At 57.7% G+C, this 26333-nt stretch carries 22 protein-coding genes, 2 tRNA genes and 3 rRNA genes; 10 read left to right on the plus strand and 17 right to left on the minus strand.

The window, feature by feature from the left end; genetic code table 11:
* Positions 1–5: 5 nt before the first annotated feature.
* Positions 6–566 (plus strand): membrane integrity-associated transporter subunit PqiC, encoded by a 561-nt coding sequence (locus AABM55_RS19080; RefSeq protein WP_054598138.1) that lies wholly within the window; start codon positions 6–8, stop codon positions 564–566.
* Positions 567–584: 18 nt separating this feature from the next.
* Here AABM55_RS19080 and AABM55_RS19085 read toward each other — a convergent pair whose 3' ends face one another.
* Complete coding sequence (locus AABM55_RS19085; protein WP_054598139.1) at positions 585–1634, minus strand: hypothetical protein; 1050 nt, start codon at positions 1632–1634, stop codon at positions 585–587.
* A 217-nt stretch (positions 1635–1851) separates the two neighbouring features.
* On the opposite strand from AABM55_RS19085, the gene AABM55_RS19090 reads away from it, so the two are divergent.
* A complete protein-coding gene (locus AABM55_RS19090) occupies positions 1852–2226 on the plus strand; it encodes a DUF2784 domain-containing protein (RefSeq protein ID WP_347927325.1) in 375 nt (124 codons plus the stop codon).
* Positions 2227–2301: 75 nt separating this feature from the next.
* On the opposite strand, the gene rrf is transcribed toward AABM55_RS19090, so the two are convergent.
* From rrf to AABM55_RS19115, 5 genes are all read right to left on the minus strand, one after another.
* A 5S ribosomal RNA gene (gene rrf, locus AABM55_RS19095) occupies positions 2302–2417 on the minus strand.
* Between the two features lie 160 nt (positions 2418–2577).
* Positions 2578–5469 (minus strand): 23S ribosomal RNA (locus AABM55_RS19100).
* A 234-nt stretch (positions 5470–5703) separates the two neighbouring features.
* Positions 5704–5779 (minus strand) — tRNA-Ala (locus AABM55_RS19105).
* A 34-nt stretch (positions 5780–5813) separates the two neighbouring features.
* A tRNA-Ile gene (locus AABM55_RS19110) sits at positions 5814–5890 on the minus strand.
* 82 nt (positions 5891–5972) lie between these two features.
* Positions 5973–7509, minus strand: a 16S ribosomal RNA gene (locus tag AABM55_RS19115).
* Together the 16S, 23S and 5S rRNA genes with 2 tRNA genes alongside form the textbook arrangement of a ribosomal RNA operon.
* A gap of 645 nt (positions 7510–8154) precedes the next feature.
* On the opposite strand from AABM55_RS19115, the gene AABM55_RS19120 reads away from it, so the two are divergent.
* Complete coding sequence (locus tag AABM55_RS19120; RefSeq protein ID WP_347927326.1) at positions 8155–8814, plus strand: isoprenylcysteine carboxylmethyltransferase family protein; 660 nt, start codon at positions 8155–8157, stop codon at positions 8812–8814.
* A 37-nt stretch (positions 8815–8851) separates the two neighbouring features.
* Here AABM55_RS19120 and AABM55_RS19125 read toward each other — a convergent pair whose 3' ends face one another.
* Positions 8852–9949: a DUF1615 domain-containing protein gene (locus AABM55_RS19125; protein ID WP_347927327.1), complete on the minus strand. Its 1098-nt coding sequence runs from the start codon at positions 9947–9949 to the stop codon at positions 8852–8854.
* Between the two features lie 145 nt (positions 9950–10094).
* Between AABM55_RS19125 and AABM55_RS19130 the strand changes: the two genes are divergently transcribed.
* Positions 10095–11624 (plus strand): FAD-dependent oxidoreductase, encoded by a 1530-nt coding sequence (locus tag AABM55_RS19130; RefSeq protein ID WP_347927328.1) that lies wholly within the window; start codon positions 10095–10097, stop codon positions 11622–11624.
* Between the two features lie 19 nt (positions 11625–11643).
* Here AABM55_RS19130 and hemB read toward each other — a convergent pair whose 3' ends face one another.
* The 3 genes from hemB to AABM55_RS19145 form a co-directional block, all read right to left on the minus strand.
* A complete protein-coding gene (gene hemB, locus AABM55_RS19135; RefSeq protein WP_019689616.1) occupies positions 11644–12618 on the minus strand; it encodes a porphobilinogen synthase in 975 nt (324 codons plus the stop codon).
* Positions 12619–12781: 163 nt separating this feature from the next.
* Complete coding sequence (locus AABM55_RS19140) at positions 12782–13624, minus strand: PhzF family phenazine biosynthesis protein (RefSeq protein ID WP_347927329.1); 843 nt, start codon at positions 13622–13624, stop codon at positions 12782–12784.
* A gap of 47 nt (positions 13625–13671) precedes the next feature.
* Complete coding sequence (locus AABM55_RS19145; RefSeq protein ID WP_054593103.1) at positions 13672–14370, minus strand: glutathione binding-like protein; 699 nt, start codon at positions 14368–14370, stop codon at positions 13672–13674.
* Between the two features lie 329 nt (positions 14371–14699).
* On the opposite strand from AABM55_RS19145, the gene AABM55_RS19150 reads away from it, so the two are divergent.
* Positions 14700–15374 (plus strand): hypothetical protein, encoded by a 675-nt coding sequence (locus tag AABM55_RS19150; protein WP_054593104.1) that lies wholly within the window; start codon positions 14700–14702, stop codon positions 15372–15374.
* 91 nt (positions 15375–15465) lie between these two features.
* Complete coding sequence (locus tag AABM55_RS19155; protein WP_347927330.1) at positions 15466–16521, plus strand: permease; 1056 nt, start codon at positions 15466–15468, stop codon at positions 16519–16521.
* 46 nt (positions 16522–16567) lie between these two features.
* Here AABM55_RS19155 and mnmH read toward each other — a convergent pair whose 3' ends face one another.
* Both mnmH and selD read right to left on the minus strand, forming a co-directional pair.
* On the minus strand, positions 16568–17665 hold the full coding sequence (mnmH, locus tag AABM55_RS19160; protein ID WP_347927331.1) for a tRNA 2-selenouridine(34) synthase MnmH: 1098 nt from the start codon (positions 17663–17665) through the stop codon (positions 16568–16570).
* The gene (gene selD, locus AABM55_RS19165) at positions 17665–18699 is read right to left on the minus strand and encodes a selenide, water dikinase SelD (RefSeq protein WP_054593107.1); all 1035 of its coding nucleotides are present in this window, start codon (positions 18697–18699) and stop codon (positions 17665–17667) included. Before selD ends, mnmH begins: the two co-directional genes overlap by 1 nt.
* Before the next feature lie 267 nt (positions 18700–18966).
* Between selD and AABM55_RS19170 the strand changes: the two genes are divergently transcribed.
* Together AABM55_RS19170 and AABM55_RS19175 are read left to right on the plus strand one after the other, a co-directional pair.
* The gene (locus tag AABM55_RS19170) at positions 18967–19923 is read left to right on the plus strand and encodes a nucleoside-specific channel-forming protein Tsx (RefSeq protein WP_054593108.1); all 957 of its coding nucleotides are present in this window, start codon (positions 18967–18969) and stop codon (positions 19921–19923) included.
* Between the two features lie 42 nt (positions 19924–19965).
* A complete protein-coding gene (locus AABM55_RS19175) occupies positions 19966–21000 on the plus strand; it encodes a purine nucleoside permease (protein ID WP_347927332.1) in 1035 nt (344 codons plus the stop codon).
* 174 nt (positions 21001–21174) lie between these two features.
* On the opposite strand, the gene AABM55_RS19180 is transcribed toward AABM55_RS19175, so the two are convergent.
* The 4 genes from AABM55_RS19180 to AABM55_RS19195 all read right to left on the minus strand — a co-directional run bounded on the left by AABM55_RS19180 (position 21175) and on the right by AABM55_RS19195 (position 23501).
* Positions 21175–22131 (minus strand): zinc-binding alcohol dehydrogenase family protein, encoded by a 957-nt coding sequence (locus AABM55_RS19180; RefSeq protein WP_347927333.1) that lies wholly within the window; start codon positions 22129–22131, stop codon positions 21175–21177.
* Between the two features lie 30 nt (positions 22132–22161).
* Entirely contained in the window at positions 22162–22335 is a 174-nt protein-coding gene (locus tag AABM55_RS19185) for a DUF1427 family protein (protein WP_081013678.1), read from the minus strand.
* A 93-nt stretch (positions 22336–22428) separates the two neighbouring features.
* Positions 22429–23217 carry a helix-turn-helix domain-containing protein gene (locus tag AABM55_RS19190; RefSeq protein ID WP_103320336.1) on the minus strand — a complete coding sequence of 263 codons (789 nt, stop codon included), beginning with the start codon at positions 23215–23217 and terminating at the stop codon, positions 22429–22431.
* A 116-nt stretch (positions 23218–23333) separates the two neighbouring features.
* Positions 23334–23501, minus strand: coding sequence for a metallothionein (locus AABM55_RS19195; protein WP_019689605.1), 168 nt, complete (start codon positions 23499–23501; stop codon positions 23334–23336).
* Between the two features lie 237 nt (positions 23502–23738).
* On the opposite strand from AABM55_RS19195, the gene AABM55_RS19200 reads away from it, so the two are divergent.
* Both AABM55_RS19200 and AABM55_RS19205 read left to right on the plus strand, forming a co-directional pair.
* Positions 23739–24551 (plus strand): hypothetical protein, encoded by an 813-nt coding sequence (locus tag AABM55_RS19200; protein WP_347927334.1) that lies wholly within the window; start codon positions 23739–23741, stop codon positions 24549–24551.
* A 166-nt stretch (positions 24552–24717) separates the two neighbouring features.
* Positions 24718–25296, plus strand: a complete 579-nt coding sequence (locus tag AABM55_RS19205; RefSeq protein WP_347927335.1) for a hypothetical protein — start codon at positions 24718–24720, stop codon at positions 25294–25296.
* A gap of 8 nt (positions 25297–25304) precedes the next feature.
* Here AABM55_RS19205 and AABM55_RS19210 read toward each other — a convergent pair whose 3' ends face one another.
* On the minus strand, positions 25305–26015 hold the full coding sequence (locus AABM55_RS19210) for a dienelactone hydrolase family protein (RefSeq protein WP_347927336.1): 711 nt from the start codon (positions 26013–26015) through the stop codon (positions 25305–25307).
* Positions 26016–26333: the final 318 nt, after the last annotated feature.

A 26333-nucleotide genomic window follows, 5' to 3' on the forward strand; every position in this document is an offset into this window, starting at 1 on the left:
AGCCCATGGCTATTTCGCTGAAAGTTTCGTTGCTCAGCCTGGTGGTGTTGCTCGTCGCATGCCGCAGTGATCCGATTCATTACCATACCCTGATCCCGGCCCAGTTGGCCGCAGGCGCGCGTGGCAGCGCAGATATCCAGATTGAGCGGGTCACCGTGCCGCCTCAGGTCGACCGCCCGCAAATCGTCATTCGTCAGGGCAACAGCGGCCTGGCAATTCTGGAAACCGAATGGTGGGGGGCCAGCCTGTCCGACGAGTTGAAAAGTGCCTTGCTCAATCAACTGTCTGGCACGACATCTCAGCGCGATGTCTCGCTGCGGGTCGATGTGCAGCGTTTTGATTCTGTCCCCGGTCAGTACGCACTCGTCGATGTGAAATGGCGCCTGAGGACTTCGGGAGCCGATGCAAACAGCGCACCGCTGACCTGCCGCACAACGTTGCAAACACCGACGGGATCGACCGTTGATGATCTGGTGGTGGCTCATCAAAACAACGTAAAACGACTGGCCGGCCTGATCAGCAAAATGGCCAGCGCGCCCCTCAATGGATGTCCACCTGTTGAGTAGCAGAGGTAGGCTATTCTCCTACTGAAGAGCCTGACCGCCTTGCAGAGGAGACTCCAGCGGTGCAGGTTCGGGCACGAGCGGCAGGTTTTTGGCGAGACTGCCTTCTATCTGCCCCGAAATGTAGTAGACCCCCGCCATTACCCCATTGGCCTCGTTTTCTATCAACCCAAGCCACGCTTTGTCGAACGCGTCGCCCAGGCTTTTGCGTAGCTGCGCTTCCGTCTCCGGCCGATCATGCTCGTTCGAGACAGCACCAACACTCGCCGACACCACAGAAATTACTGCCCCCGCTACTCGGCCAACTGCCGCGGCAACAGCACCGGCGGCACTGCGCGTGGCAATCTCGGCTTCGAGTTTTTCGCCGGCTCGCTTGGCCACCGACGATATACCGGCGTCCGATAACCCGGCTCCCGCGCCGCTGTTAGCGCTGCGAACCCGTTCGATCAAGGCCTGATAGGCTGGCAGTTTGGTAACCGGTTCAGCATGAGCAATTTGATAGAGCGAAGCGTTGCGTGCGGGCGGAGGTGCCAGCGCAATTGCCGGAATGTCGTTGAGTCGACGGTCGAATTGATCTTGAGGTGCGCTGTAGTGCTGCTGGATCTCCACGAGATGCGCGTCGAGGGTCTGTAAATACAGAGCAATTGCGTCAACCATGATCGCGTTGGGATCGGTGACCTTGGCGACGGGGTCCAGCACGCGTTCATGGTATTGCTCCTGTAGATAGACCGTTAGCCGGTTTACCACTGGATCGACCTCTCCTCCGCTGCTCATCTTGTACCAGCCCACCTTCGCAGACAGCCATTGCTGGGTCCAATAGTTGGTAAACCATGGGATGAAGTCTGTTTCAGTACGCTGGTAGACCAGCTCTCTCCAGCGCTCCATGGCGCTGCGTGTGTAACGCTTGACTACGCCTTTGGAGGCCAACGATGCGGTGTCTATGTCTTGATCAATCTGCTGCCAGGTCGCTTCCGAGATTACAACCGGCGCAGTCGGCTCGGAGGCACGATGTACTGTGGCACATCCTGCCAACACCACTAACAAGACAACGTGCAGGAAACGCAGATTCAAGATCGCAGTCCCCTAGAAATGACACGGCAGCGCTAACCTTTACGCTGTCCGAACGGAACGAGCAGCATTTCCAGCCATGGTATTTTGAGTATAGGTGGCGAGAGACAGGACAAAAAATCACCGCGTGAACGTGTGGTTTTGCTGAAGGCGAGCAGCCTTACTTCAACAAAACCGCATATTCGGCGGCTATGGAAAATAATCAGAGGACGGAGTCGTCATGCTTTACCGAATAGCCGCCGACGGGCTGGTACTGTTTCATCTAGTGTTCATTCTGTTCGTGCTTTTCGGAGGCTTGTTGACGCTCAAATGGCGGCACTTGATCTGGTGGCACGTGCCGGCAGCCGTGTGGGGCGTGGTCGTCGAAGTCTTTCAATTGACCTGCCCACTGACCCGTTGGGAAAACCTCTGGCGCCAATCTGCCGGACAGGACGGTTACAGTGACAGTTTCATCGAGCACTATGTGTGGCCGTTGATATACCCGGCCGGACTGACACCGGCGATACAGCTAGGGCTGGGCTGCATGGTGCTTCTCATCAACGTGATTGTCTATGTGCATCTGGCCAGGCAGTGGAAGCTGGCGCGGGCAACCTAGTCAGGTTGTCCGGGCACTTTCTCGCAGGCAAAACAAAACCCCAACTGCTTTCGCAATTGGGGTTTCGGAATTTAATCTTGACGATGACCTACTCTCACATGGGGAAACCCCACACTACCATCGGCGATGCATCGTTTCACTGCTGAGTTCGGGATGGGATCAGGTGGTTCCAATGCTCTATGGTCGTCAAGAAATTCGGGTACTGACTCGTGACCTGTTGGTCTCGCTTCAGCAAATTGGGTATGTGATAGATCTCGGTGTTTGTGAGCAGCTCGAACTTTCGGTTCGTTTCGTCTTCACACACCGCAATCTGGTTCTTCTCTCGAAGCATGCAGATTGCTTGGGTGTTATATGGTCAAGCCTCACGGGCAATTAGTATTGGTTAGCTCAACGCCTCACAGCGCTTACACACCCAACCTATCAACGTCGTAGTCTTCGACGGCCCTTCAGGGGACTCAAGGTCCCAGTGAGATCTCATCTTGAGGCTAGTTTCCCGCTTAGATGCTTTCAGCGGTTATCTATTCCGAACATAGCTACCCGGCAATGCCACTGGCGTGACAACCGGAACACCAGAGGTTCGTCCACTCCGGTCCTCTCGTACTAGGAGCAGCCCCTCTCAAATCTCAAACGTCCACGGCAGATAGGGACCGAACTGTCTCACGACGTTCTAAACCCAGCTCGCGTACCACTTTAAATGGCGAACAGCCATACCCTTGGGACCGGCTTCAGCCCCAGGATGTGATGAGCCGACATCGAGGTGCCAAACACCGCCGTCGATATGAACTCTTGGGCGGTATCAGCCTGTTATCCCCGGAGTACCTTTTATCCGTTGAGCGATGGCCCTTCCATACAGAACCACCGGATCACTAAGACCTACTTTCGTACCTGCTCGACGTGTCTGTCTCGCAGTCAAGCGCGCTTTTGCCTTTATACTCTACGACCGATTTCCGACCGGTCTGAGCGCACCTTCGTACTCCTCCGTTACTCTTTAGGAGGAGACCGCCCCAGTCAAACTACCCACCATACACTGTCCTCGATCCGGATAACGGACCTGAGTTAGAACCTCAAAGTTGCCAGGGTGGTATTTCAAGGTTGGCTCCACGCGAACTGGCGTCCACGCTTCAAAGCCTCCCACCTATCCTACACAAGCAAATTCAAAGTCCAGTGCAAAGCTATAGTAAAGGTTCACGGGGTCTTTCCGTCTAGCCGCGGATACACTGCATCTTCACAGCGATTTCAATTTCACTGAGTCTCGGGTGGAGACAGCGCCGCCATCGTTACGCCATTCGTGCAGGTCGGAACTTACCCGACAAGGAATTTCGCTACCTTAGGACCGTTATAGTTACGGCCGCCGTTTACCGGGGCTTCGATCAAGAGCTTCGCGTTAGCTAACCCCATCAATTAACCTTCCGGCACCGGGCAGGCGTCACACCCTATACGTCCACTTTCGTGTTTGCAGAGTGCTGTGTTTTTAATAAACAGTCGCAGCGGCCTGGTATCTTCGACCGGCATGGGCTTACGGAGCAAGTCCTTCACCCTCACCGGCGCACCTTCTCCCGAAGTTACGGTGCCATTTTGCCTAGTTCCTTCACCCGAGTTCTCTCAAGCGCCTTGGTATTCTCTACCCAACCACCTGTGTCGGTTTGGGGTACGGTTCCTGGTTACCTGAAGCTTAGAAGCTTTTCTTGGAAGCATGGCATCAACCACTTCGTGTTCTAAAAGAACACTCGTCATCAGCTCTCGGCCTTAGAATCCCGGATTTACCTAAGATTCCAGCCTACCACCTTAAACTTGGACAACCAACGCCAAGCTGGCCTAGCCTTCTCCGTCCCTCCATCGCAATAACCAGAAGTACAGGAATATTAACCTGTTTTCCATCGACTACGCTTTTCAGCCTCGCCTTAGGGACCGACTAACCCTGCGTCGATTAACGTTGCGCAGGAAACCTTGGTCTTTCGGCGTGGGTGTTTTTCACACCCATTGTCGTTACTCATGTCAGCATTCGCACTTCTGATACCTCCAGCAAGCTTCTCAACTCACCTTCACAGGCTTACAGAACGCTCCTCTACCGCATCACCTAAGTGATACCCGTAGCTTCGGTGTATGGTTTGAGCCCCGTTACATCTTCCGCGCAGGCCGACTCGACTAGTGAGCTATTACGCTTTCTTTAAAGGGTGGCTGCTTCTAAGCCAACCTCCTAGCTGTCTAAGCCTTCCCACATCGTTTCCCACTTAACCATAACTTTGGGACCTTAGCTGACGGTCTGGGTTGTTTCCCTTTTCACGACGGACGTTAGCACCCGCCGTGTGTCTCCCATGCTCGGCACTTGTAGGTATTCGGAGTTTGCATCGGTTTGGTAAGTCGGGATGACCCCCTAGCCGAAACAGTGCTCTACCCCCTACAGTGATACATGAGGCGCTACCTAAATAGCTTTCGAGGAGAACCAGCTATCTCCGAGCTTGATTAGCCTTTCACTCCGATCCACAGGTCATCCGCTAACTTTTCAACGGTAGTCGGTTCGGTCCTCCAGTTAGTGTTACCCAACCTTCAACCTGCCCATGGATAGATCGCCCGGTTTCGGGTCTATTCCCAGCGACTAGACGCCCTATTAAGACTCGCTTTCGCTACGCCTCCCCTATTCGGTTAAGCTCGCCACTGAAAATAAGTCGCTGACCCATTATACAAAAGGTACGCAGTCACCCAACAAAGTGGGCTCCCACTGCTTGTACGCATACGGTTTCAGGATCTATTTCACTCCCCTCTCCGGGGTTCTTTTCGCCTTTCCCTCACGGTACTAGTTCACTATCGGTCAGTCAGTAGTATTTAGCCTTGGAGGATGGTCCCCCCATATTCAGACAAAGTTTCTCGTGCTCCGTCCTACTCGATTTCATGACTAAGAGATTTTCGCGTACAGGGCTATCACCCACTATGGCCGCACTTTCCAGAGCGTTCCGCTAATCTCAAAGCCACTTAAGGGCTAGTCCCCGTTCGCTCGCCACTACTAAGGGAATCTCGGTTGATTTCTTTTCCTCAGGGTACTTAGATGTTTCAGTTCCCCTGGTTCGCTTCTTAAGCCTATGTATTCAGCTTAAGATACCTAACTTATGTTAGGTGGGTTCCCCCATTCAGACATCTCCGGATCAAAGTCTGTTTGCCGACTCCCCGAAGCTTTTCGCAGGCTACCACGTCTTTCATCGCCTCTGACTGCCAAGGCATCCACCGTATGCGCTTCTTCACTTGACCATATAACCCCAAGCAATCTGGTTATACTGTGAAGACGACATTCGCCGAAAATTCGCAATTACTCACAAATTTTACCTTAGCCTGATCCGTTACCAGTGAAAGTAACGTTCAGTCTATCTTTCTATCACATACCCAAATTTTTAAAGAACGATCTAATCAAAGACTAGAAATCAACATTCACCATCGAACCGATGGAATGCTCATTTCTAAGCTTTCATGCAACAGAAGCAGTAGTGGTGGAGCCAAACGGGATCGAACCGTTGACCTCCTGCGTGCAAGGCAGGCGCTCTCCCAGCTGAGCTATGGCCCCGTATTTCTACAGGCGTTTCCCACACAAGCAAAATTGGTGGGTCTGGGCAGATTCGAACTGCCGACCTCACCCTTATCAGGGGTGCGCTCTAACCAACTGAGCTACAGACCCAATTTCGGGCTGCTTCTAATCGTCTTCTTCAATGAATCAAGCAATTCGTGTGGGAGCTTATGCAGCAGCTGATGTCGTCGATTAAGGAGGTGATCCAGCCGCAGGTTCCCCTACGGCTACCTTGTTACGACTTCACCCCAGTCATGAATCACACCGTGGTAACCGTCCTCCCGAAGGTTAGACTAGCTACTTCTGGTGCAACCCACTCCCATGGTGTGACGGGCGGTGTGTACAAGGCCCGGGAACGTATTCACCGCGACATTCTGATTCGCGATTACTAGCGATTCCGACTTCACGCAGTCGAGTTGCAGACTGCGATCCGGACTACGATCGGTTTTATGGGATTAGCTCCACCTCGCGGCTTGGCAACCCTCTGTACCGACCATTGTAGCACGTGTGTAGCCCAGGCCGTAAGGGCCATGATGACTTGACGTCATCCCCACCTTCCTCCGGTTTGTCACCGGCAGTCTCCTTAGAGTGCCCACCATAACGTGCTGGTAACTAAGGACAAGGGTTGCGCTCGTTACGGGACTTAACCCAACATCTCACGACACGAGCTGACGACAGCCATGCAGCACCTGTCTCAATGTTCCCGAAGGCACCAATCCATCTCTGGAAAGTTCATTGGATGTCAAGGCCTGGTAAGGTTCTTCGCGTTGCTTCGAATTAAACCACATGCTCCACCGCTTGTGCGGGCCCCCGTCAATTCATTTGAGTTTTAACCTTGCGGCCGTACTCCCCAGGCGGTCAACTTAATGCGTTAGCTGCGCCACTAAGAGCTCAAGGCTCCCAACGGCTAGTTGACATCGTTTACGGCGTGGACTACCAGGGTATCTAATCCTGTTTGCTCCCCACGCTTTCGCACCTCAGTGTCAGTATCAGTCCAGGTGGTCGCCTTCGCCACTGGTGTTCCTTCCTATATCTACGCATTTCACCGCTACACAGGAAATTCCACCACCCTCTACCATACTCTAGCTCGACAGTTTTGAATGCAGTTCCCAGGTTGAGCCCGGGGATTTCACATCCAACTTAACGAACCACCTACGCGCGCTTTACGCCCAGTAATTCCGATTAACGCTTGCACCCTCTGTATTACCGCGGCTGCTGGCACAGAGTTAGCCGGTGCTTATTCTGTCGGTAACGTCAAAACCATCACGTATTAGGTAATGGCCCTTCCTCCCAACTTAAAGTGCTTTACAATCCGAAGACCTTCTTCACACACGCGGCATGGCTGGATCAGGCTTTCGCCCATTGTCCAATATTCCCCACTGCTGCCTCCCGTAGGAGTCTGGACCGTGTCTCAGTTCCAGTGTGACTGATCATCCTCTCAGACCAGTTACGGATCGTCGCCTTGGTGAGCCATTACCCCACCAACTAGCTAATCCGACCTAGGCTCATCTGATAGCGCAAGGCCCGAAGGTCCCCTGCTTTCTCCCGTAGGACGTATGCGGTATTAGCGTTCGTTTCCGAACGTTATCCCCCACTACCAGGCAGATTCCTAGGCATTACTCACCCGTCCGCCGCTCTCAAGAGAAGCAAGCTTCTCTCTACCGCTCGACTTGCATGTGTTAGGCCTGCCGCCAGCGTTCAATCTGAGCCATGATCAAACTCTTCAGTTCAAACATCTTTGGGTTTTTAAGAAACCCTAAACTTGGCTCAGCAATCGTTGGTTACATCTTTGATTTCTCGCGGAGTAACTTGTGATGCTGATAATCTTGTTGACTATCAGTCTGACTGCACAAGCACCCACACGAATTGCTTGATTCAGTTATTAAAGAGCGGTTGGTTAAGATCTTTCGTCTCAACCGAGGCGCGCATTCTACAGCAGCCTCCGTTGCTGTCAAGCGGTTATTTTCAGAAGTTTTCAAAGTTTCCTTTGCAACTTCAACCACTTGCGCTTCCGATCTCTCGTTAGCGGGAGGCGAATTCTACAGCGTTACTCGCCGCTGTCAACACCTCTTTTTCTCCGCTTTCGACCGAGAGGATCGAACCGTTAAAAGAGCCAAACAACACCGCTCTTTCAACTCCTTCGAGCTTCGATGAACTGAAGCGTAACCGCTGTCGAAAACTGCGTAACTCTTTGTTTACCAAGGAGTTTTCCGTTTCGACTGCGCCGGAAGTGGGGCGAATTATAGACGTCCAGAATCTGCCGTCAACACTTAATTTAGTTTTTCTATCCTGGCTGGTGAAAGCGGCCGATCAGGCACCGTAATCAGCCTGCCCCACTACGCTTATATAGAGATGATCCAACGAGCACCCCCGCCATGAAGATCTCCCTGAAGCTGGCCGTGTTCAGCATTGCAGCAGTTCTGGTCTATCTCGGGCTCGCCATTCTGGGACTGGGTGGTTTTGCTGCGTTTTTCTCGCATCCAGCCCTGGTGGTCATTGCCCTTGCGACGCTGGTGATGGTGGGAGTTTCGTTGCTCACCGAAGCCAACTTGAACTCCGGGGTGCGTGAAGACCGGGGCAACCGTTGGGTGCTACCGGTATTTGGGGTGATCGGCGTGTTGTCCGCATTTATTCCGGCCTATACCGACCGAATGGACTTCTGGACCTTCGGTGGCGAAGGCATACGCTGGGTTGGCGCAATTCTATTCATTGCGGGCGGCGCGTTGCGGATCTGGCCCGTGTTCGTACTTGGCAAACGCTTCAGCGGCCTGGTCGCCATTCAACCTGGGCATACGCTGGTGACTGACGGTATCTACCGAAGGCTGCGTAATCCGAGTTATCTCGGTTTATTGATCAACGCGCTGGGTTGGGCGCTGGCCTTTCGCTCCAGTGTCGGGATCGTGCTCGTCCTCCTGCTGCTCCCTGCCCTCATTGCTCGCATAAACGCCGAAGAAGACCTGTTGCGCAGTGAGTTTGGTGCCGAGTATGACGCTTACTGTGCCAAGACCTGGCGGCTCATCCCCGGGCTCTACTGAGATCAGCGCCCGGTACTTGCACAGCCAACGCTTACCTCTACTCCGCCAAAGCACGCGCCATGCAGCGCTGATAACGCTCATCGACACGCTTGGCGAACCAGGCCGTGGTGAGATTTCGAGTGATTTTCGGGCTTTGCAACTGGATACCCGGCAGGATTGCCCTGGGCAGCGGCTTGCCTTCAGCCGTTTCCGCCAGTTCGAACACCTTCTTATATAGCTTGCTGTCTTCAAATTCCAGGCGGTTACCCAGCTCCAGCTGGTCCCTGATCGTCGTATTGCGCATGTCCAGCCGTTTACCCAACGCGCGAACCGCCAATTCCGTCGTGCCGGGCATGATCGAGTCGTAGCGGATCAGATCACCATCCAGTGCCAAACTGCTTCCCGAAGCGTGATTGAGCGCACTCTGAAACGCGGCGTTGCGGCTGGCGTACCAACCGGCATTGAAATCGGCGAAGCGGTACAACGCTTGGTGGTAACTCACTGGGTAGCCAAGCAAATGTGTAATGCCGAAGTACATGCCGCCACGGCGACTGAACACCTCATGACGAATCGAGCTGTCTACCGGATAGGGATAGTGCTGTGCGTGCTGCTCGGCAAACGCGACACTGACCTGCATCGGGCCTGCGGTATGCACCGGATTGAAACCACTAAACAGTGTTTTGCCCATCGGCACCCGGCCGATGAAATCGTCGAATATCGCGCTGAGTTCCTTCTCGCTGCGCGCCGCATTCAAGCGCTCGCTGTAACTTTTGCCGTTGGTTGAGCTGACCTGCAAGGCTCCGCGCACCAACAGATCGGGAATGTGTGCCCTGGCAGCACGTCGATCGATTTCATCTCGGGCGATCTTTCCCAGGCCCGGCACTGTCGGGTCTGTTTGAAAGGTCGACTCCTGCTCGGTTACCGCCAGCACCGAACACAGGTTCTGCGTGGTGGGCGGGATCGTTTGTGCCGCAAACGCTGCATAAATGTCGGCGGCCCAACCTTCACGGTCTGCGGTGCTGCTCGGCAACAAACGGGCAATCTGCGCTTTCACCTGTACGGGCGTCGGTTGAGCCGCTTGCCGAGCAGCCTGATTCGCGCAGCCGGCCAATAGCAGCAACGTAACTACACTCATGATCAATCGATGGGATCGCATTTTTTACATGGGTCCTTTTAAGCGCTCTGACCGCCGAGGATATCGCTTCTTGAACCATTGCATCGGAGGATGCAAGCACCTCGGTCAATCGGATCTAAACTGGATACACCCCTGTTCAGCGGGACTCTCGACCGAGGGCAACGACATGAACCGCAGCGATGTACTGATCGTTGGCGCCGGCCCCACAGGACTGGTCCTGGCGCTGTGGCTCAGCAAGCTTGGAGTCCGGGTGCGCATACTCGACAAGACCAGCGCACCCGGCACCACTTCTCGCGCCCTGGCGGTTCAGGCACGGACGCTGGAGTTGTACCGCCAGCTCGACCTCAGCCACGCCGTGGTGCAGAACGGCCACAAAGTACCGGCAGTCAATCTGTGGGTCAAAGGCGAACCGGTGGCGCGGTTACCGTTCGAGGACATCGGTAAGGACCTGACCCCTTACTCGTTTCTGGAAATGTTCCCGCAGGACCAGCACGAGCGACTGTTGATCGAACGCCTGGAGCAGTTCGGCGTGGTGGTCGAGCGCGACACCGAGCTGATCGGTTTCAGCGAACATGGCGGCAGCATTACCGCGCAGTTGCTCCTGCCCGACGGCCAGGAACATACCTGTCAGACCTGCTACCTGGCCGGTTGTGACGGTGCTCGTTCTACCGTGCGCAAGGCACTCGACATCGGCTTTCCCGGCGGCACCTACCAGCAAGTGTTTTATGTCGCCGACGTCGAAGCCTCAGGTCTGGCGCTCAATGGTGAACTGCATGTGGATCTGGATGAAGCCGACTTTCTGGCGGTTTTTCCGCTGGCCGGCGAAGGCCGTGCACGGTTGATCGGAACAGTGCGCGATGAACGCGCGGAACAGGCTGAAACCCTCAAGTTTGAAGACGTCAGTAGCCGGGCCATCGAACACCTGAAAGTTCAGGTCAACAAGGTCAACTGGTTTTCGACCTATCGGGTCCATCACCGGGTAGCGGACACCTTCCGCTTCGGGCGCGCCTTTTTGCTCGGTGACGCTGCCCATGTGCACAGCCCCGCCGGCGGCCAGGGCATGAACACCGGTATTGGCGACGCGATCAACCTCGCCTGGAAACTCGCTGCCGTTCTCAATGGAGCAGCCAACGACAAACTGCTCGACAGTTATGAAGTCGAACGCATGGCCTTTGCCCGGCGACTGGTGGCAACCACCGACAGAGTGTTCAATTTCGTCTCCGCCGAAGGCGCAATGGCCGACGTGATACGCACCCGCATTGCACCGTTCCTGCTACCCAAAATGGTCTCATTTGAATTGGCGCGCGAGTATCTGTTTCGTACGGTGTCGCAAATCACCCTGAATTATCGCGGGATGCCTCTGAGCGAAGGCCACGCCGGCCATGTTTTTGGCGGTGATCGCCTGCCTTGGGCGCATGACAGCGAGACCGATAATTTCGACAGCCTGACAAGCCTCAACTGGCAGGTTCACGTATACGGCGACACCAGCGAAGAAATGCTCGCCTGGTGCGCCGAGCATCACTTGGCACTGCACGTTTTCGACTGGCATCCGACCCACGAAGCCGCCGGGCTGGCGCGCAATGGCTTCTATCTATTAAGGCCCGACAGTTATGTGGCCGTCGCCGACCTGTCCGCCGACCCGAAAGTCATCGAGCGTTACTTCCGGGACCACGGGATCAAACCGTTCCTCTGGTAACAATGGAACGCCCGGCGGCTTAGATGCCGCTCAACGCCAGGTCCATCGCAAAGTAGGTGAAGATCAGGTCCGCGCCCGCCCGCTTGATCGCCCCCAGACTCTCGCGCACCACACGGTCCTCATCGATCGCACCGGCGGCGGCACCGAACTTGATCATCGCGTATTCGCCACTCACCTGATAGGCCGCCAACGGCAAACGCGACGCTTCGCGGATATCACGGATGATGTCCAGATACGCACCAGCTGGCTTGACCATCAGCGCATCGGCGCCTTCCTGCTCATCGAGCAACGATTCGCGCACTGCTTCACGGCGGTTCATCGGGTTCATCTGGTAACTTTTACGATCGCCTTTGAGCGCACTGCCACCGGCTTCGCGGAACGGACCATAGAGCGCCGAGGCAAATTTGGTCGAATAGGCCATGATCGAAGTCTGGCTGAAGCCGGCTTCGTCGAGCGCCCGGCGAATCGCCTGGACCTGCCCGTCCATTGCCGCTGAAGGCGCAATCACGTCGGCCCCAGCCCGTGCAGCGGCGACAGCTTGCTTGCCGAGATTGATCAGGGTCTTGTCGTTATCGACTTCCCCCGCATGCATGACCCCACAGTGACCATGATCGGTGTACTCGCAAAAACAGGTGTCGGACATCACGATCATCTCTGGCACCGCGTCCTTGCAGATCCGTGCCATACGCGACACCAGACCGTTTTCATTCCAGGTGTCGCTGCCGCTGCCATCCAGGTGATGGGAGACCCCGAAAGTCATTACCGACTTGATGCCCGCCCGCGCATAGCGTTCGATTTCGCCTGCCAGTTTCGACTCCGGAATCCGCCGCACGCCGGGCATGCTGGTAATCGGCACGAAATCGTCGATTTCTTCTTCGACAAAGATCGGCAGCACCAGGTCATTGAGGGTGAACTCGGTTTCCTGGAACAGACTGCGCAACTGCGGATTGCGACGCAAACGACGTGGACGAGCTTCGGGGAACTGGCTGGACATGGGTTTTCCTGGCAGGAGGCCAACGGCCTGGACAAGACGAAAGTCATAAAGGAAGGGAGCTTATGCCCCTCTCCCCCGCCGACACAAACGTAAGTTAAGGAACAGTTTATTTCCGATTCGGTAACAGTTTGGCGGCGAGCAACGGTTAAGAAGCTCGCCAGCGTTACAGGTTCAAGCTACCGTCGATACAGGTCACGACCGAGCCGCCGATCCAGATGTCAGCGCCAATCCGCTCGACCTGAATTCTCCCGGCGCGGCCCATGGTCAGGCCCTGGCTGACCACGTAAACCTCCGGCGCCAGCCCCTCGGCCAACAACCATTGGGCAACGCCGGCATTCAAGCTGCCGGTGGCCGGATCTTCGGGCATGCCGTCCCCGGAAATGAACGCGCGCACCTCAAACTGGGCCTCGTCGCCATCACGTTCGGGGTGCCACGGCGCAATGACACCGATCGCCAGCCCGAGCAGCTGTGAATGATCGGGTTGCAGCGCCAGCACTTGCTCACGCTCGGCGAGCATCACGGCCAACCAGCCAGCACCGTTATCAACCCATTGCGCCCGAATAATCGCACCGGCTTCCAGCCCGAGCCCAAGGCGCACCCGCTCCACCAGTGCCACATCCAGCGGGCCGGACTTGAGCAACGGTGGTGCGAGGAACGCCAGGTCGGCGCCACGGCGGCGGATTCGCACCAGGCCAACGCCACACTCCTGAATGATCTCCTCACCCTTGGGAATGCCACCGGCCTCCAGCCAGGCATGACAACTGCCCAGGGTCGGATGACCGGCAAACGGCAACTCCTGCAAGGTGGTGAAGATTCGGACTCGATAATCGGCCCGCGAATCGCCGGGCTCCAGCAAGAAGGTGGTTTCGCTGAGGTTGGTCCAGGTCGCAAACGCCGCCATGCGTTCGTCACTCAGTTCGTCAGCCCCCAAGACCACGGCCAACGGGTTGCCCTTCAGTGCAACACGGCTGAAGACGTCCACCTGTTTGAAGTCGTATCGAGGCATTGCTCTTCCTTAAGCCGGGCTAAATCATGGAGTCGTGACGCTTGCCGTCACTTGGGAATTTCCAGCCCGCGAATCACTGCCGGCCGTGCCAGGAAGCGCTCCAGCACGCGCAATACGTTCGGGAAGTTGTTGATCCCGACCAGATCCCCCGCCTCATAGAAACCGATCAGGTTTCGCACCCACGGGAACGTCGCGATATCGGCAATGGTGTAACGCTCACCCATGATCCAGTCGCGGCCTTCCAGGCGACCGTCGAGCACTTTAAGCAAACGCTTGCTCTCTTCGACGTAGCGGTCACGCGGGCGCTTGTCCTCGTAGTCCTTGCCGGCAAATCTATGGAAAAAGCCCAACTGACCAAACATCGGTCCGATGCCACCCATCTGGAACATCAACCACTGAATCGTCTCGTAACGTGCGGCCGATTCCTGCGCCAGCAGTTGCCCGCTTTTGTCGGCGAGGTAGATCAGAATCGCTCCGGACTCGAACAATGCCAGTGGCTGATCACCCGGCCCGTGGGGGTCCAGGATCGCCGGAATCTTGTTGTTGGGGTTCAGTGACAAGAATGCTGGAGAGAACTGATCATTGGTATCGAAACCCACCCGGTGCGGCTCGTAAGGCAAGCCGGTTTCTTCGAGCATGATCGAGACTTTGACGCCGTTGGGTGTCGGCAAGGAATAGAGCTGTATCCACTCGGGAAACTGCGCAGGCCATTTCTCAGTAATCGGGAATGCAGACAAATCGGTCATGGTGAACATCCAGTGACAGTTGAATGGCGATGATGGGGGCTGGTCGCGGCAGATGCCCGGCCTTCAAGGCGGTTAGATTATAAGCACGACGCTGATGGGGCCAGGTTAATTCAGAAACATTCTGTCGATAACCTTCCGGTCAGCCAACCCGCTCCGCAGATAAAGTAATGCGCGCCGATTCGAATCGAACCAAAGGGCGCACGTGGACTCCAAGGCTGCCCTTGCGTTAGACGAATCGACCCCACGACATGAAAAGCACTTTGAAGCCGCGAGCTCCCGGTGTGATGTTTTGTCAGCCTTAAACGAATGCGCTGAAGAATAATAACTCAATGAAAAAGCACCTGAACTTCGTTAAAACCCTGAAGCCGCGCCCCCTGGTGTTTTGTGCGGCCTTGCTCATGACCTGCGTCCTGTTCCTGGCGCTGGAAGCCAGTGAGACCCGCGCCCAACCGGCTGACGGCACCCAGACCCTGGTGTTCTTGCGCCATGCAGAAAAGCCCGCCGGAGGTCTCGGCCAGCTGAACTGCCAGGGCCTGAACCGCGCGATCAAACTGGCAGAGCTACTGCCAGAAAAGTTCGGCAAAGCCAATTACGTGTTTGCCGCCAATCCGACACGCAACGTCGAGGAAGGCGAGTTCAACAACTCCTACAGCTACCTCCGCCCCCTGCTGACCATCAGCCCCACCGCAATCAAACTCGGGCTGCCGGTGAACATCGAATTTTCGGCCAACGACATCAGCGAACTGGCCGACGAGCTACTTCACGCCAAGTACCGCAACTCGATCATCTACACGGCCTGGTCCCACGGCTATCTGCCGGAGTTGATCAACAAGGTGGCGGAAGAGGCCACCGGTGAAAAACGCGCCCTTCTCGACGACTGGCCATCCAACGATTTCGACTCGCTGTATGTGCTGACTCTGACCTGGCACAACGGCAAGGCCACCTTGCTCAGTCATCGTTACAAGCAAGAGCTGAACAACGGCCCGCAGACGTGTCCCACATAACGGGTCGGCGTGTGCCCACCGTTTCCAGGCCTCTGGACTAAACTGCACTGGAGTATGATGCCCCACTGTCCTAATTGTCCGGAGCCTCTGTATGTCCAACTCCTTAGCGGTCCCCAACCGGGGCCTGGCGCTCTGGTGGAAACCCGCCCTGTTCCTGCTGGTTGCCTGTATCGGCCTCTACTACGTCAAGTGGTCGCCCTACTACCTCAAGGCATTCGTGGCTGCCGACAGCCACAGCATCGGCGCCTCCATCCTCAACGATGAACAAACCTCACCGCTCGCCGCTGCACTGGTGTACGCCAAGGTGTACTTCCTGGCGATCTGGAAAGCGGCCGTACTGGCGGTGATCCTGGGTTCGCTGTTGCAGGTATTGATTCCGCGAGACTGGCTGCTGCGCTTGTTCGGCCGTGCCGGTTTTGCTTCGACCTTGCGCGGTGGCTTGTTCGCCTTGCCAGGCATGATGTGCACCTGCTGCGCCGCGCCCGTGGTGTCCGGCATGCGCCGTCAGAACGTCTCGGTGGGGGCGGCATTGGCATTCTGGATTGCCAACCCGGTACTCAACCCGGCAACGCTGGTGTTCATGGGCTTCGTACTCGGCTGGGGCTTTACCGCACTGCGGCTGGTGGCGGGAATTGTGCTGGTGCTGGGTGTTTCGTTGGTCGCCCAACGCATCTCGCGACCCGATTACATGCCGGAGGCGGCGCTGGAAGCAGTGGCCGAAGCGACCCGCACAACCGACGCACAACCCTTTCTGAGCCGCTGGGCGCGGACCTTGTGGCAATTGTTCTGGACCACTATTCCGATCTACGTGCTGGCAGTCCTGGTTCTGGGCGCTGCCCGGGTCTGGCTGTTCCCGCATGTGGACGGCGCAATGGCCAATAGCTTGCTATGGCTGATACCGCTGGCCATCGTCGGCACGCTGTTCATGATTCCCACCGCCGCGGAAATCCCCATTGTGCAAACCATGATGACCCTGGGTTTGGGCACCGCACCGGCCGTGGCGCTACTCATGACCTTGCCGAGCATCAGCCTGCCGTCGCTGTTGATGCTGCGCAAGGATTTCGATACCCGGGTGCTGGTGACCGTAGCTGTGCTGACCATGCTGGTTGGCGTGATCTGCGGCCTGATCGGCGCGATGGTGCTTTAAACGGGGATTGCAGGCGCTGGTGTTAACCAGCGCTTGCGTCTCGATCTTAACGATTACCGCGCTCACGCAAATACTCAAGCACCGCAGCCTCCTCCCCCACAAACTCGATTCGGTCGCCTTTCTTCTCGCGCTGGAAGGCGTACATCGGGTCGTAATACTCGTTCAGCAAACCTTCGATCCAGCCACGGTGCAAGTCCACTGCACCGCTGCGTGCCTGCTCGGCCAACGCGGCCTCCATCAAATCGAACATGCGCTGATGACGCTCGCCACCCAGGCGTTTGCTGATGTTGTTGAGGCTTGCCAGCATACGTTCGGAGAACTGTGCAAACCCCTCGTCGCCAAACACAGCGACGAATTCGGCGCAGAGATTCACCACGTAATCGCGCAGGATCCGCTCGACCCGGTCTTGCAGGCTGTCTTCGAGCCAGACCATCGGAAAACGTTGCATGCCCTGATACAGCGGCAGCGGTAAGGCACAACTGCCGACCATACGGCTTTCATCTTCGAGCACGAACTGTTCAATGCCACGGGCACGCTTTTTCAGCACGTCCACCGCCAGGCGGTTCTCGAAGTCGATGTTGCCGGGTTGACCGGTCGCGCGCTTGCCGAAGCTGGAACCGCGATGATTGGCGTAACCTTCAAGGTCCAGACCATTGCTCAATTGGGTGAGGACATCGGTTTTGCCGGTGCCGGTCATGCCGCCGAGCAACACGAAATCGCACTGTTCGACGGCCTGATCGACCGTTTCCAGCAGGAAAGTCCGCATCGCCTTGTAGCCGCCACCAACCCGAGGGTAGTCGATGCCCGCCTCGTCCTTGAGCCATTGCTGGACGATCTGCGAACGTAAACCGCCGCGAAAGCAATACAGGTAACCGTCGGGATTGGCCCGGGCAAAATCAGCCCAGGCCTGGATGCGCGCCGCCTTGATCTCACCCGAGACCAACTGATGCCCGAGCACAATGGCGGCCTGCTGACCGTGCTGTTTGTAGCAAGTGCCGACCCGCTGGCGCTCATTGTCCGTCATCAGCGGCAGGTTGATCACCCCAGGGAACGCCCCCTTGGTGAACTCGACTGGCGCGCGGACATCCATCATCGGCCGGTCGTTGAGGAAGATGTCGCGGTAATCAGTGAAATCGATAAGCATCAAATCACCTCTACCGCGTTGCTCTGTCGCTCAACCAGTTCACCGATCGGCGCCAGGTTCAGGCCCAATTCGGCAGCAACGGCAAGAAACTGCTCGTTGCCCTCGGGCGTCACGGCAACCAGCAAACCACCGCTGGTCTGCGGATCGCACAGTACGCGCTTGTGCAACTCCTGTATGCGTCCGACCTTGTTGGCGTAGCTGTCGAAATTACGCAGGGTACCGCCCGGCACGCAGCCTTGATCGAGGTAGTACTCGACACCCGGCAAACGTGGCACGCGGTCGTAATCAATACGCGCGGTCACGCCGCTGCCATCGGCCATCTCCACCAGATGCCCCAGCAACCCGAAACCGGTGACGTCGGTCATGGCGGTCACGCCGTCGAGTTTGCCGAAACGGCTACCGGGTTTGTTCAGTGTGCACATCCAGTCACGGGCCAGGCCGACGTCGCTGGCGCGCAGCTTGCCCTTCTTCTCGGCGGTGGTGAGGATGCCGATGCCCAGCGGTTTGGTGAGGTACAGCAAGCAACCGGCGGTGGCCGTGTCGTTGCGCTTCATGTGGCGCTTTTGCACCAGCCCGGTGACCGCCAGGCCGAAGATCGGCTCCGGCGCATCGATCGAGTGCCCGCCGGCCAATGGGATACCCGCCTCATCGCAGATCGAACGGCCGCCGCGAATCACTTCCCGGGCAATCTCCGGCGCCAGCACGTTGACCGGCCAGCCAAGGATCGCAATCGCCATCAACGGATCGCCGCCCATCGCGTAGATATCGCTGATGGCATTGGTGGCGGCAATGCGGCCGAAATCGAACGGATCATCGACAATCGGCATAAAGAAGTCGGTGGTCGACACCACGCCACGCTCGTCGTCGATGGCATACACCGCCGCATCGTCGCGCGATGCATTACCCACCCAGAGCTTAGGGTCGAGATTCTGCGCGCCGCTGCCGGCCAGAATCACCTCCAGCACCTGAGGTGAAATCTTGCAGCCACAACCTGCGCCGTGGCTGTATTGGGTCAGGCGAATCGGCTCGCTCATGGGGGCACCTCTGGAATTCAAGTTCAACAATTCTAACAGAGCACGGCGCAAGCGCTGGCAGAGCCTGCCCCGCTTTCGAGCAGACACGCTCGCCAAGGGAGCAAATTGCTAACCAAAACGTCAGCTAATTCACAAAATCTCCCTTTATTTCAATCGCCTGTTCCAAGTTGGTCCGCAACATGCAAACGTTTGCGTCAGTCACGTGAACGCCCGATCACTACATGAGCGCTCACGTTCGGCCAACCACTGCACGAACAGGGATTTTCAATGCACGCCACTTCCAGACGCACCGCGTCCTGCCCCACTGTTGCTGTTTCCTTGCTACTAAGCGCCGTTACGGGACTACTCAGCTGCGCTGCCCTGGCTCAAGAAAAAACCGTTGATGAATCCGCCCAAGGCGAGACGCTCAGCGCTGAAGCCAGCCCACCAAAGAAAGGCGCGTACCTGTCGGACTGGTTCAATCAGGATCTGACGCTGATCGGCAGCAAGGACATTAGCTTCGGCCCGCAACCGGCCGACGACGTTTACCTGGAATACGAGTACTTCGGGCGCAAGGGGCCATTCGAACTGTATGGCTATATTGACGCCCCGAAGATCCTCGGCATCGGCAACAGCCACGACAAAGGTGCCTGGGACCACGGTTCGCCGTTGTTCATGGAGCACGAGCCACGTATTTCCATCGACTACCTGGCCGGTCGCAGCCTGGCGGTCGGGCCGTTCAAGGAATGGTATGTCGCGTTCGACTGGATCTACGACCACGGCAGCAGCACCGCCAATCGCGCCAACACGCTTTACAGCGGCCTGGGCACCGACATCGACACCCATTCGCGGGTCAACCTGTCGGCCAACTTCTATGGGCGCTATCAGTGGGAAAACTACGGCGCCAGCAACGAGTACTCGTGGGACGGGTATCGTGCCCAGTTGAAGTACATCGTGCCCATCGACCGCTTCAGCAATGGCGCGTCACTGACTTACATTGGCTTCACCAACTTCGACTTTGGTTCGGACCTGCATAAAGACAATCCGGCACGCACGGCCAACGCCACCGTGGCCACCAACGTATTGCTCTATTCATTCACGCACCTGCGCTTCACCCTGGTCGGGCGTTATTTCCATAACGGCGGTAACTGGGAGGATGGCAGCGAGTTGAATTTCGGTGAAGGCAACTTCCGCGCTCGTTCCGATGGTTGGGGTTACTACGCAGGTGTCGGGTATCAGTTTTGAGTGACAAGCTGCTTCGCTATCAACATCTACCAAGGAGGTTCCATGCACACCGTCACACGCCTTTCTCTGTCCGCCGGCCTGGCCTTCAGCGCCCTGCTCTCTTCCAGTGTCTGGGCAGCCGAGGCCCCGATCACGCCGAAAGTCATGCTGATCAGCATGTTCGCCCCGGAAGCGCAAACCTGGATTGATCGCCTGGAGCTCAAGCAGGAGATCCGCGTACCGGGGCTTTCCGCCGAGTACCCGAACATTCGCTGCAATACACAGCAGGTGTGCCTGATGGTCACCGGCATGGGCCAGACCAACGCCGCGGCATCCACGCTGGCATTGGCCCTGTCGCCGAAATTCGACCTGCGCAAAAGCTATTTCCTGATCGCCGGAATTGCCGGCATCAACCCGCACCACGGCACTATCGGCACTGCAGCGTGGGCGCATTATCTGGTGGAGTTCGGCACGCAATGGGAACTGGATTCGCGGGACGCTCCCAAAGAGTGGCCGACCGGTTACATCGGCATCAACACCAAAGGTCCTAACGAAAAACCGCCGCTGGACTACAAGACCGAAGTCTTCGAACTCAACCCGAAGCTGCAAGCCAAAGCCTTCGCCCTGAGCGCAAACGTTGCACTGAGCGAAAGCAAAGAGTCCGCTGCATGGCGGATGAAATATCCCTACGCGCCGGCCAATCAACCGCCGGTGGTCACTCAATGCGACACCCTGGCCGGCAATACCTGGTTTTCCGGAACACGCTTGAGCGAACGTGCCGAAGTCTGGACCCGCTTGCTGACGGACAACCAAGGCGTTTACTGCACGACTCAGCAGGAAGACAACTCGACGTATGAAGCACTGCTGCGCGCCAGCCGTGAAGGCCTGGTGGATATCCAGCGCCTGGCAGTGGTGCGCGCCGGTTCCGACTTCGACCGTCCGTATCCGGGTTACAGCGAAGTCGACAACCTGCTCAAGTACGCCGATCAGGGTGGTTTTATGCCGGCCCTGGAAAACCTCTTCCGCACCGGCAACCCGCTGGTGCAGGAGATTCTGAAGAACTGGTCGGCGTGGGAGAACGGTGTGCCTGAGGCATAACCTGTGGCGAGGGAGCTTGCTCCCGCTCGACTGCGAAGCAGTCGTAATGCAGACGACGCGTTCCGACATTTGGAACGCGACTATCGTTACTGGGCCGGCTGCGCCGTCCAGCGGGAGCAAGCTCCCTCGCCACCGTCATCACCCGTCGATGGAACACCTCGAACCCGACAGCCATCACGGCAACAAAATCACCTTGTCGCCACCGCCCTGATTCACCTCGGCATAACGCTCAAGCCCCTCGGCAAGTGGCGACTCCAGCAGCCCATCCGGCAACGGCAACAACCCGTCATCGAAAAACCGGCCAAACTGCTCAAGCATCGCCGCGCAGGCTTCGACGCCGTACAGCAACGAGTTGATCCCGACCACCGAACCACCCCGGCGATACAGCGCCAACGCGGGCAGTTGCACCTGCCCGTCGACGGGTGCGGCGATGATTGCGATGCGGCCGAAGGTGGCCAACGCCGCTACCGACGCCGGCAGCCAAAAACCGGTGGTATCGAAAATCACGTCGGCACCACCGGTGAAAATCGCATTGACCTGAGCGCCCAGCGCTTCCGGTGTTTCCAGTTGAATCGTGTTAAAGCCCTGGGCCTGCAAGGCCTTGACCTGCTCGGGACGTCGCGCTGCCGCCAACACCTCGGCACCGCGAATTTTTCCCAGCGCCAGCGCCGCGCTACCCACTGCGCCACCACCGATCACCAGTAAACGGGTTTGCGCGCTCACCAGACTACGTTCCAGCGCATCCCACGCCGTGGTGTAGGGCACGCCAAGGCTGGCAGCCTGGGCAAAGCTCAAATGCGTTGGCTTGAGGGCGACGCCCTTGGCCGGCAGCTTCACGTATTGCGCATGCGAGCCATCGGCGAAAAAACCCAACTCGCGGCCCGTGCCCCAGACTTCCTGACCGATCAGCGCCTGCGGGCCTTCAATCACCACGCCGGCGAAGTCGCGACCGGGAATCCGTGGCAGCGTGGTGTAGGGAAAACGTCCAAGCACGTTCTTCACGTCGCTGGGATTCAGGCCCGCAGCCTTGATCTGCACCAACACCTCGTTGGCGCCCGGAACCGGGGTGGGTACCTCAACGTAACGCAGGGCCGCCAGATCACCGATTTTATCGAATTGCAGTGCTTTCATGGGAATGTCCATCTGACAAATGAAGGGATTTCAGGAGATCCAGCCAGCGACCAGTTGCCGCCCCATCGGCCACAGCTGCTCACCGGCCAACATGCCCAGCAACCCCACCAATGCAATGGCCGGTGGCGCGGGCGAACGAAAATCCAGCGCGCCGTAGAGCAGGCCGACGCCAAGACCAATAGCCACTGAAATGAGGTAGTTCATGCTGAGCTCCGTGTAATCGGGGATACACAGAGTCTAGAGAATGGTCGCCAAAGCGATCGGCCAAGTACTTCAGGATTTCGGCCAAATGCCCTGCTACGGCGCGGAGCTGAAATCGCCTTCGCGGGCGAACTGCGAGGGTGCAACACCCAGCTCGCGGCGAAACATGTCGCTGAAGCTGCTCGGCGAATAGCCCAGTTCACGGGCGATTGTGCTGACCGGCACGCCCTGGATCAGCTCGGCGACTGCAATCGCCAATTGCACCTGACGCCGCCATTCGGCAAAACCCATGCCCAACCCATCCTTGAACAACCGCGCCAGGGTGCGCACGCTGGCGCCGGCATTTTCGGCATGCTGTTCGAAGGGGATATCCAGAGACGGTGCAGCCATGACCGCCTGACAGAGATTGACCAGCCGCCGCTCGGCGTTGTCCGGCATGGGAATCTTCAACAGCGAACGTTTCGCCCGTTTCAGCTCCAGCAACGCCAGCCCCACCAGCGCCTCATAATAGTCCGTCGGCCCACTGTCGCCCTGCTCGACCAACCCGAGAATCAACTCGCGCAGCAAACCGCCGACCTCGATCACCTGAACGCTGCTGTCCAACGTCGCAGCCAACGCGGGGCGCAGGTAGATATTGCGCATCTGCAGGTCCGAGACCACCCGAATCCCGTGCACCACCCCCGGTGGCAACCAGACCGCCCGTTGCGGCGGCACGACCAATGCTTCGTCGGGTGTCTCGACCCACATCACCCCGCTCATCGCATACAACAACTGGCCCCAGACATGTTCGTGCGGCTCGATGTACAGGCCGCGCGGATAGGTGCGCGCCAATGGCTGCACCGGCACATCGGTGTCGCTGAGATCAGGCGGAGCGGCAAGGGCCATGGGCAAGAATCGTGATGTAAGGGAGAAGGCCCCATGGTAACGAGGCGCCACGACTGCCGCCAGTTGACACCCGCTCAACGTGGAGCACAAACGGCTCCACGTTCAGGCGGATGTTTTCAGCCGTGAGCCCCCTTGGCGCATTGGCAACCCGCCGAGGTGCAGGCTTCGCCATGCTCGTGATGCTTGGCGCAACCCTCGCAGCAATAGTGTTTACCGTGGCGGACGATAGAGTGCTCACCCAGTTTACAGTTGCAGTTGGGGCAGGCGCAGGTCGTTGCTTTCATCTAACTGACTCCATGTGTGTGGTGGTCCAGAGGCGGCACCAATGCCGCACCTGAAGCAATGACCGCACATTGAAAACCGGTTCCGATGACGTGACAGGCGGCCTTCGCTCATCTCTTAGGGTAGTCGATGCACTCGCAACCATGACCTGCGATTGCAATCTGCGTACCCAAGCCGGAAATGGCATGACGAAGCCGGGTATGCTGTGACAACAATGACAATTGACCAAGGACTTGGCCGTGCTGCTTTTGAAACTGTCGCTAATCCCCGGATTTCTCTTACTGATATCCCTCGCCGGCAAACGCTGGGGACCGAGCGTAGCCGGTTGGCTGTCCGGATTGCCGGTGGTGGTGGGGCCGATTCTGTTTTTTCTGGCCGTCGAACAAGGCCCGGTCTTTGCGACGCAAGCAGCCACCGCGGCGTTGTCAGCGATGTTTGCGATGATTGCCTTCTGCGTGGTTTACGCCCAGGCGGCGCAAAAATTCAACTGGCCTGCAGCGTTGTCGATCGCCCTGCTGAGCTGGGCCACGGCGGCCGTGGTGTTGTCGCTGATTCCAGCGTCACTGGTGTTTTCGACCCTCGCGGCGATCACTGCGTTGCTCGCGGCACCTTATCTGTTCCCGCATGTTCAGCCCTTGGTTTCAGGCCCTGCGCCGAAATCCGACAAACTCTTGCTGCGCATGCTGGCCGGGGCGCTGTTGACCCTGGCGGTGACCTTGCTCGCCAGCACCGTCGGCGAGCGTTGGAGCGGCTTGCTCGCGGTGTTCCCGGTGCTCGGCAGTGTCATGGCGGTGTTCTCTCAACAAACCCGGGGGCCCGCATTCACCGCCGCGTTACTGCGGGCCACGGCCACCGGCATGTATTCGTTCGCGGCGTTCTGCCTGACGCTGGCTTTGGCACTGCCTCGTTGGGGGTGGAGCGCATTCGTCCTCGGCGTGGCAGTGTCCCTTGGCATGTTGCTGATCACCAAGCGGCTGGCCGCACCATCGCGTGGTAATGCCCGGCGAATGCCTGAAGTGACGATCGAGCCAAGCGACCCGCAACCACGGTAGCCAGCGAACGCCCAGCCGATTGTGCCGAGTAAGGATCCGAACCCACGCCGTGCGCGTCAAATGACCTCACGTCGCCTCTGGCACCTTGATTCAAGATCGCGCTGGAGTGATCAAGGTTGGCCGTGGGATGATCGCCGCCACTGCGCGATTACCCCGGAGAGTTTGCATGTCGTTGAGTAAAAAAGCCGTTGTCCTGTTGCTGACAGCGGTCACCAGCTTCGCTGCCGTGAGCGTTTACGCCGCCAAGCAACCGGCCGCGAAAACCGCACCTGCGCAAAAAATCTCGGCGCTGGGCGGGAAATTCGCTTTCACCTTGCCTCAGGGCTTTATCGCCAACCCACTGCCTGGTGGTGATGCCGCCAAGGGCACCGCTGGTGCAACGGGCACCATGTACACCAATCAGGCGAGCAAAACCGTACTGATCATTGCTGAAAATACCTTGCCCAATAGTCTGAATGTCAAAGACAACGACACTGCTTTTCTGGACGAGTCAGTGTCCGGTTTCGCCACTCAGCAACGCGAAGCCTTGCCTGACTTCAACAAGCAAAGCGAGAAAAGCCTGACCATCAAAGGCCTGGGCCTGCGCCAGATCGACAGCACCGCCACCCAGGGCGGCGGTCTGACGCTCGACACCAGCCTGTTGGCCGGCTCCGGTACCCGCATGATGCTGATCCAGATCATCTCCCGCGCCGACGACAAGGCCGGGCATGCGGCATTGGTCAAACAGATCCTTGGCGATAAATAAGCCTTCGGCTACTGATTGATCCGCAGCAACCAGGCGTTCAAATCCTGCATTTCGGCCGCACTGATGGTGTGGCCGACGCCTGGATAGGCATGAAACTCAGGCGTGAGCGCAATGCCCTGCAACAGGCTGTTGGCCTCGCTGCCATCGCTGTAGGGCAGTTTCAGGTCGGCCGTCCCGTGACCGATGAAAATCGCCAACGGCTCAAGCGCCTTGTCGGCCTTGAGCTGCGACCTCAACACTGGCAAAACCTTGCCGCTCAACGCCGCAATACCGCGTACCGTCTCGGGATGACGCAAGGCAACTTCATACGACATGATCGCGCCCTGGCTGAACCCCACCAAAAACACCTTGTCGGCCTCCGTGTGATACTTCTTCGCCGCCTGCGCCACGAAATCGACAATCAGCGCGCTGCTGCTATTCAGGTCATCGGTATCGCCGTCATAGGCGCCTTCACCCTTCTTGCGAAACCACTGATAACTGTCCGCCTCCACCGCCTGCGGCGCCCGCACCGACAGATATGTGTACTGCGCCGGCAACTCGTCCTTGATGTCGAACAGGTCCTCTTCGTTACTGCCCGAACCGTGGAGAAAAATCACCAACGGCTGATTGCGTGAATCAGGATTGGACTGCTCAAGGTACGGCAACGGCAAATCATCGTTGAGCGCCGCATGGGCAACGGAAGACACCATCAACATCAACACAGCTAGAAAACGGAACATGGACCTTCCTTAAAAATACGGCGAGCTCGCCCCAGAGCCTAACACCACAAGAAGCGCTCCCGAAAACCGCCTCAACCACTCAACAGGCCGAGCGTTAGCTCGCCTGCCGCTGTTGATCTTGATCCACCCGCCCCTTCGGAAGGCCGAGCGCAGGTGTTCATCAGGGGGGTGGGCGCGCAGCGCCGTACGGCGCAGCCGGACACATCGAGAGGAGGTCGTCGCGAAGCAGACCGTAGGCGATGCCCCCTGATGGACACCGGAGTGAGGGTACGCCGAGCCTAGGCGAGGTGCCGTACGCTTGGGGCGAAGACCTTTGCT

Origin of the sequence: Pseudomonas helvetica (assembly GCF_039908645.1) — a bacterium.
In the GTDB taxonomy this organism is placed as follows: domain Bacteria; phylum Pseudomonadota; class Gammaproteobacteria; order Pseudomonadales; family Pseudomonadaceae; genus Aquipseudomonas; species Aquipseudomonas helvetica.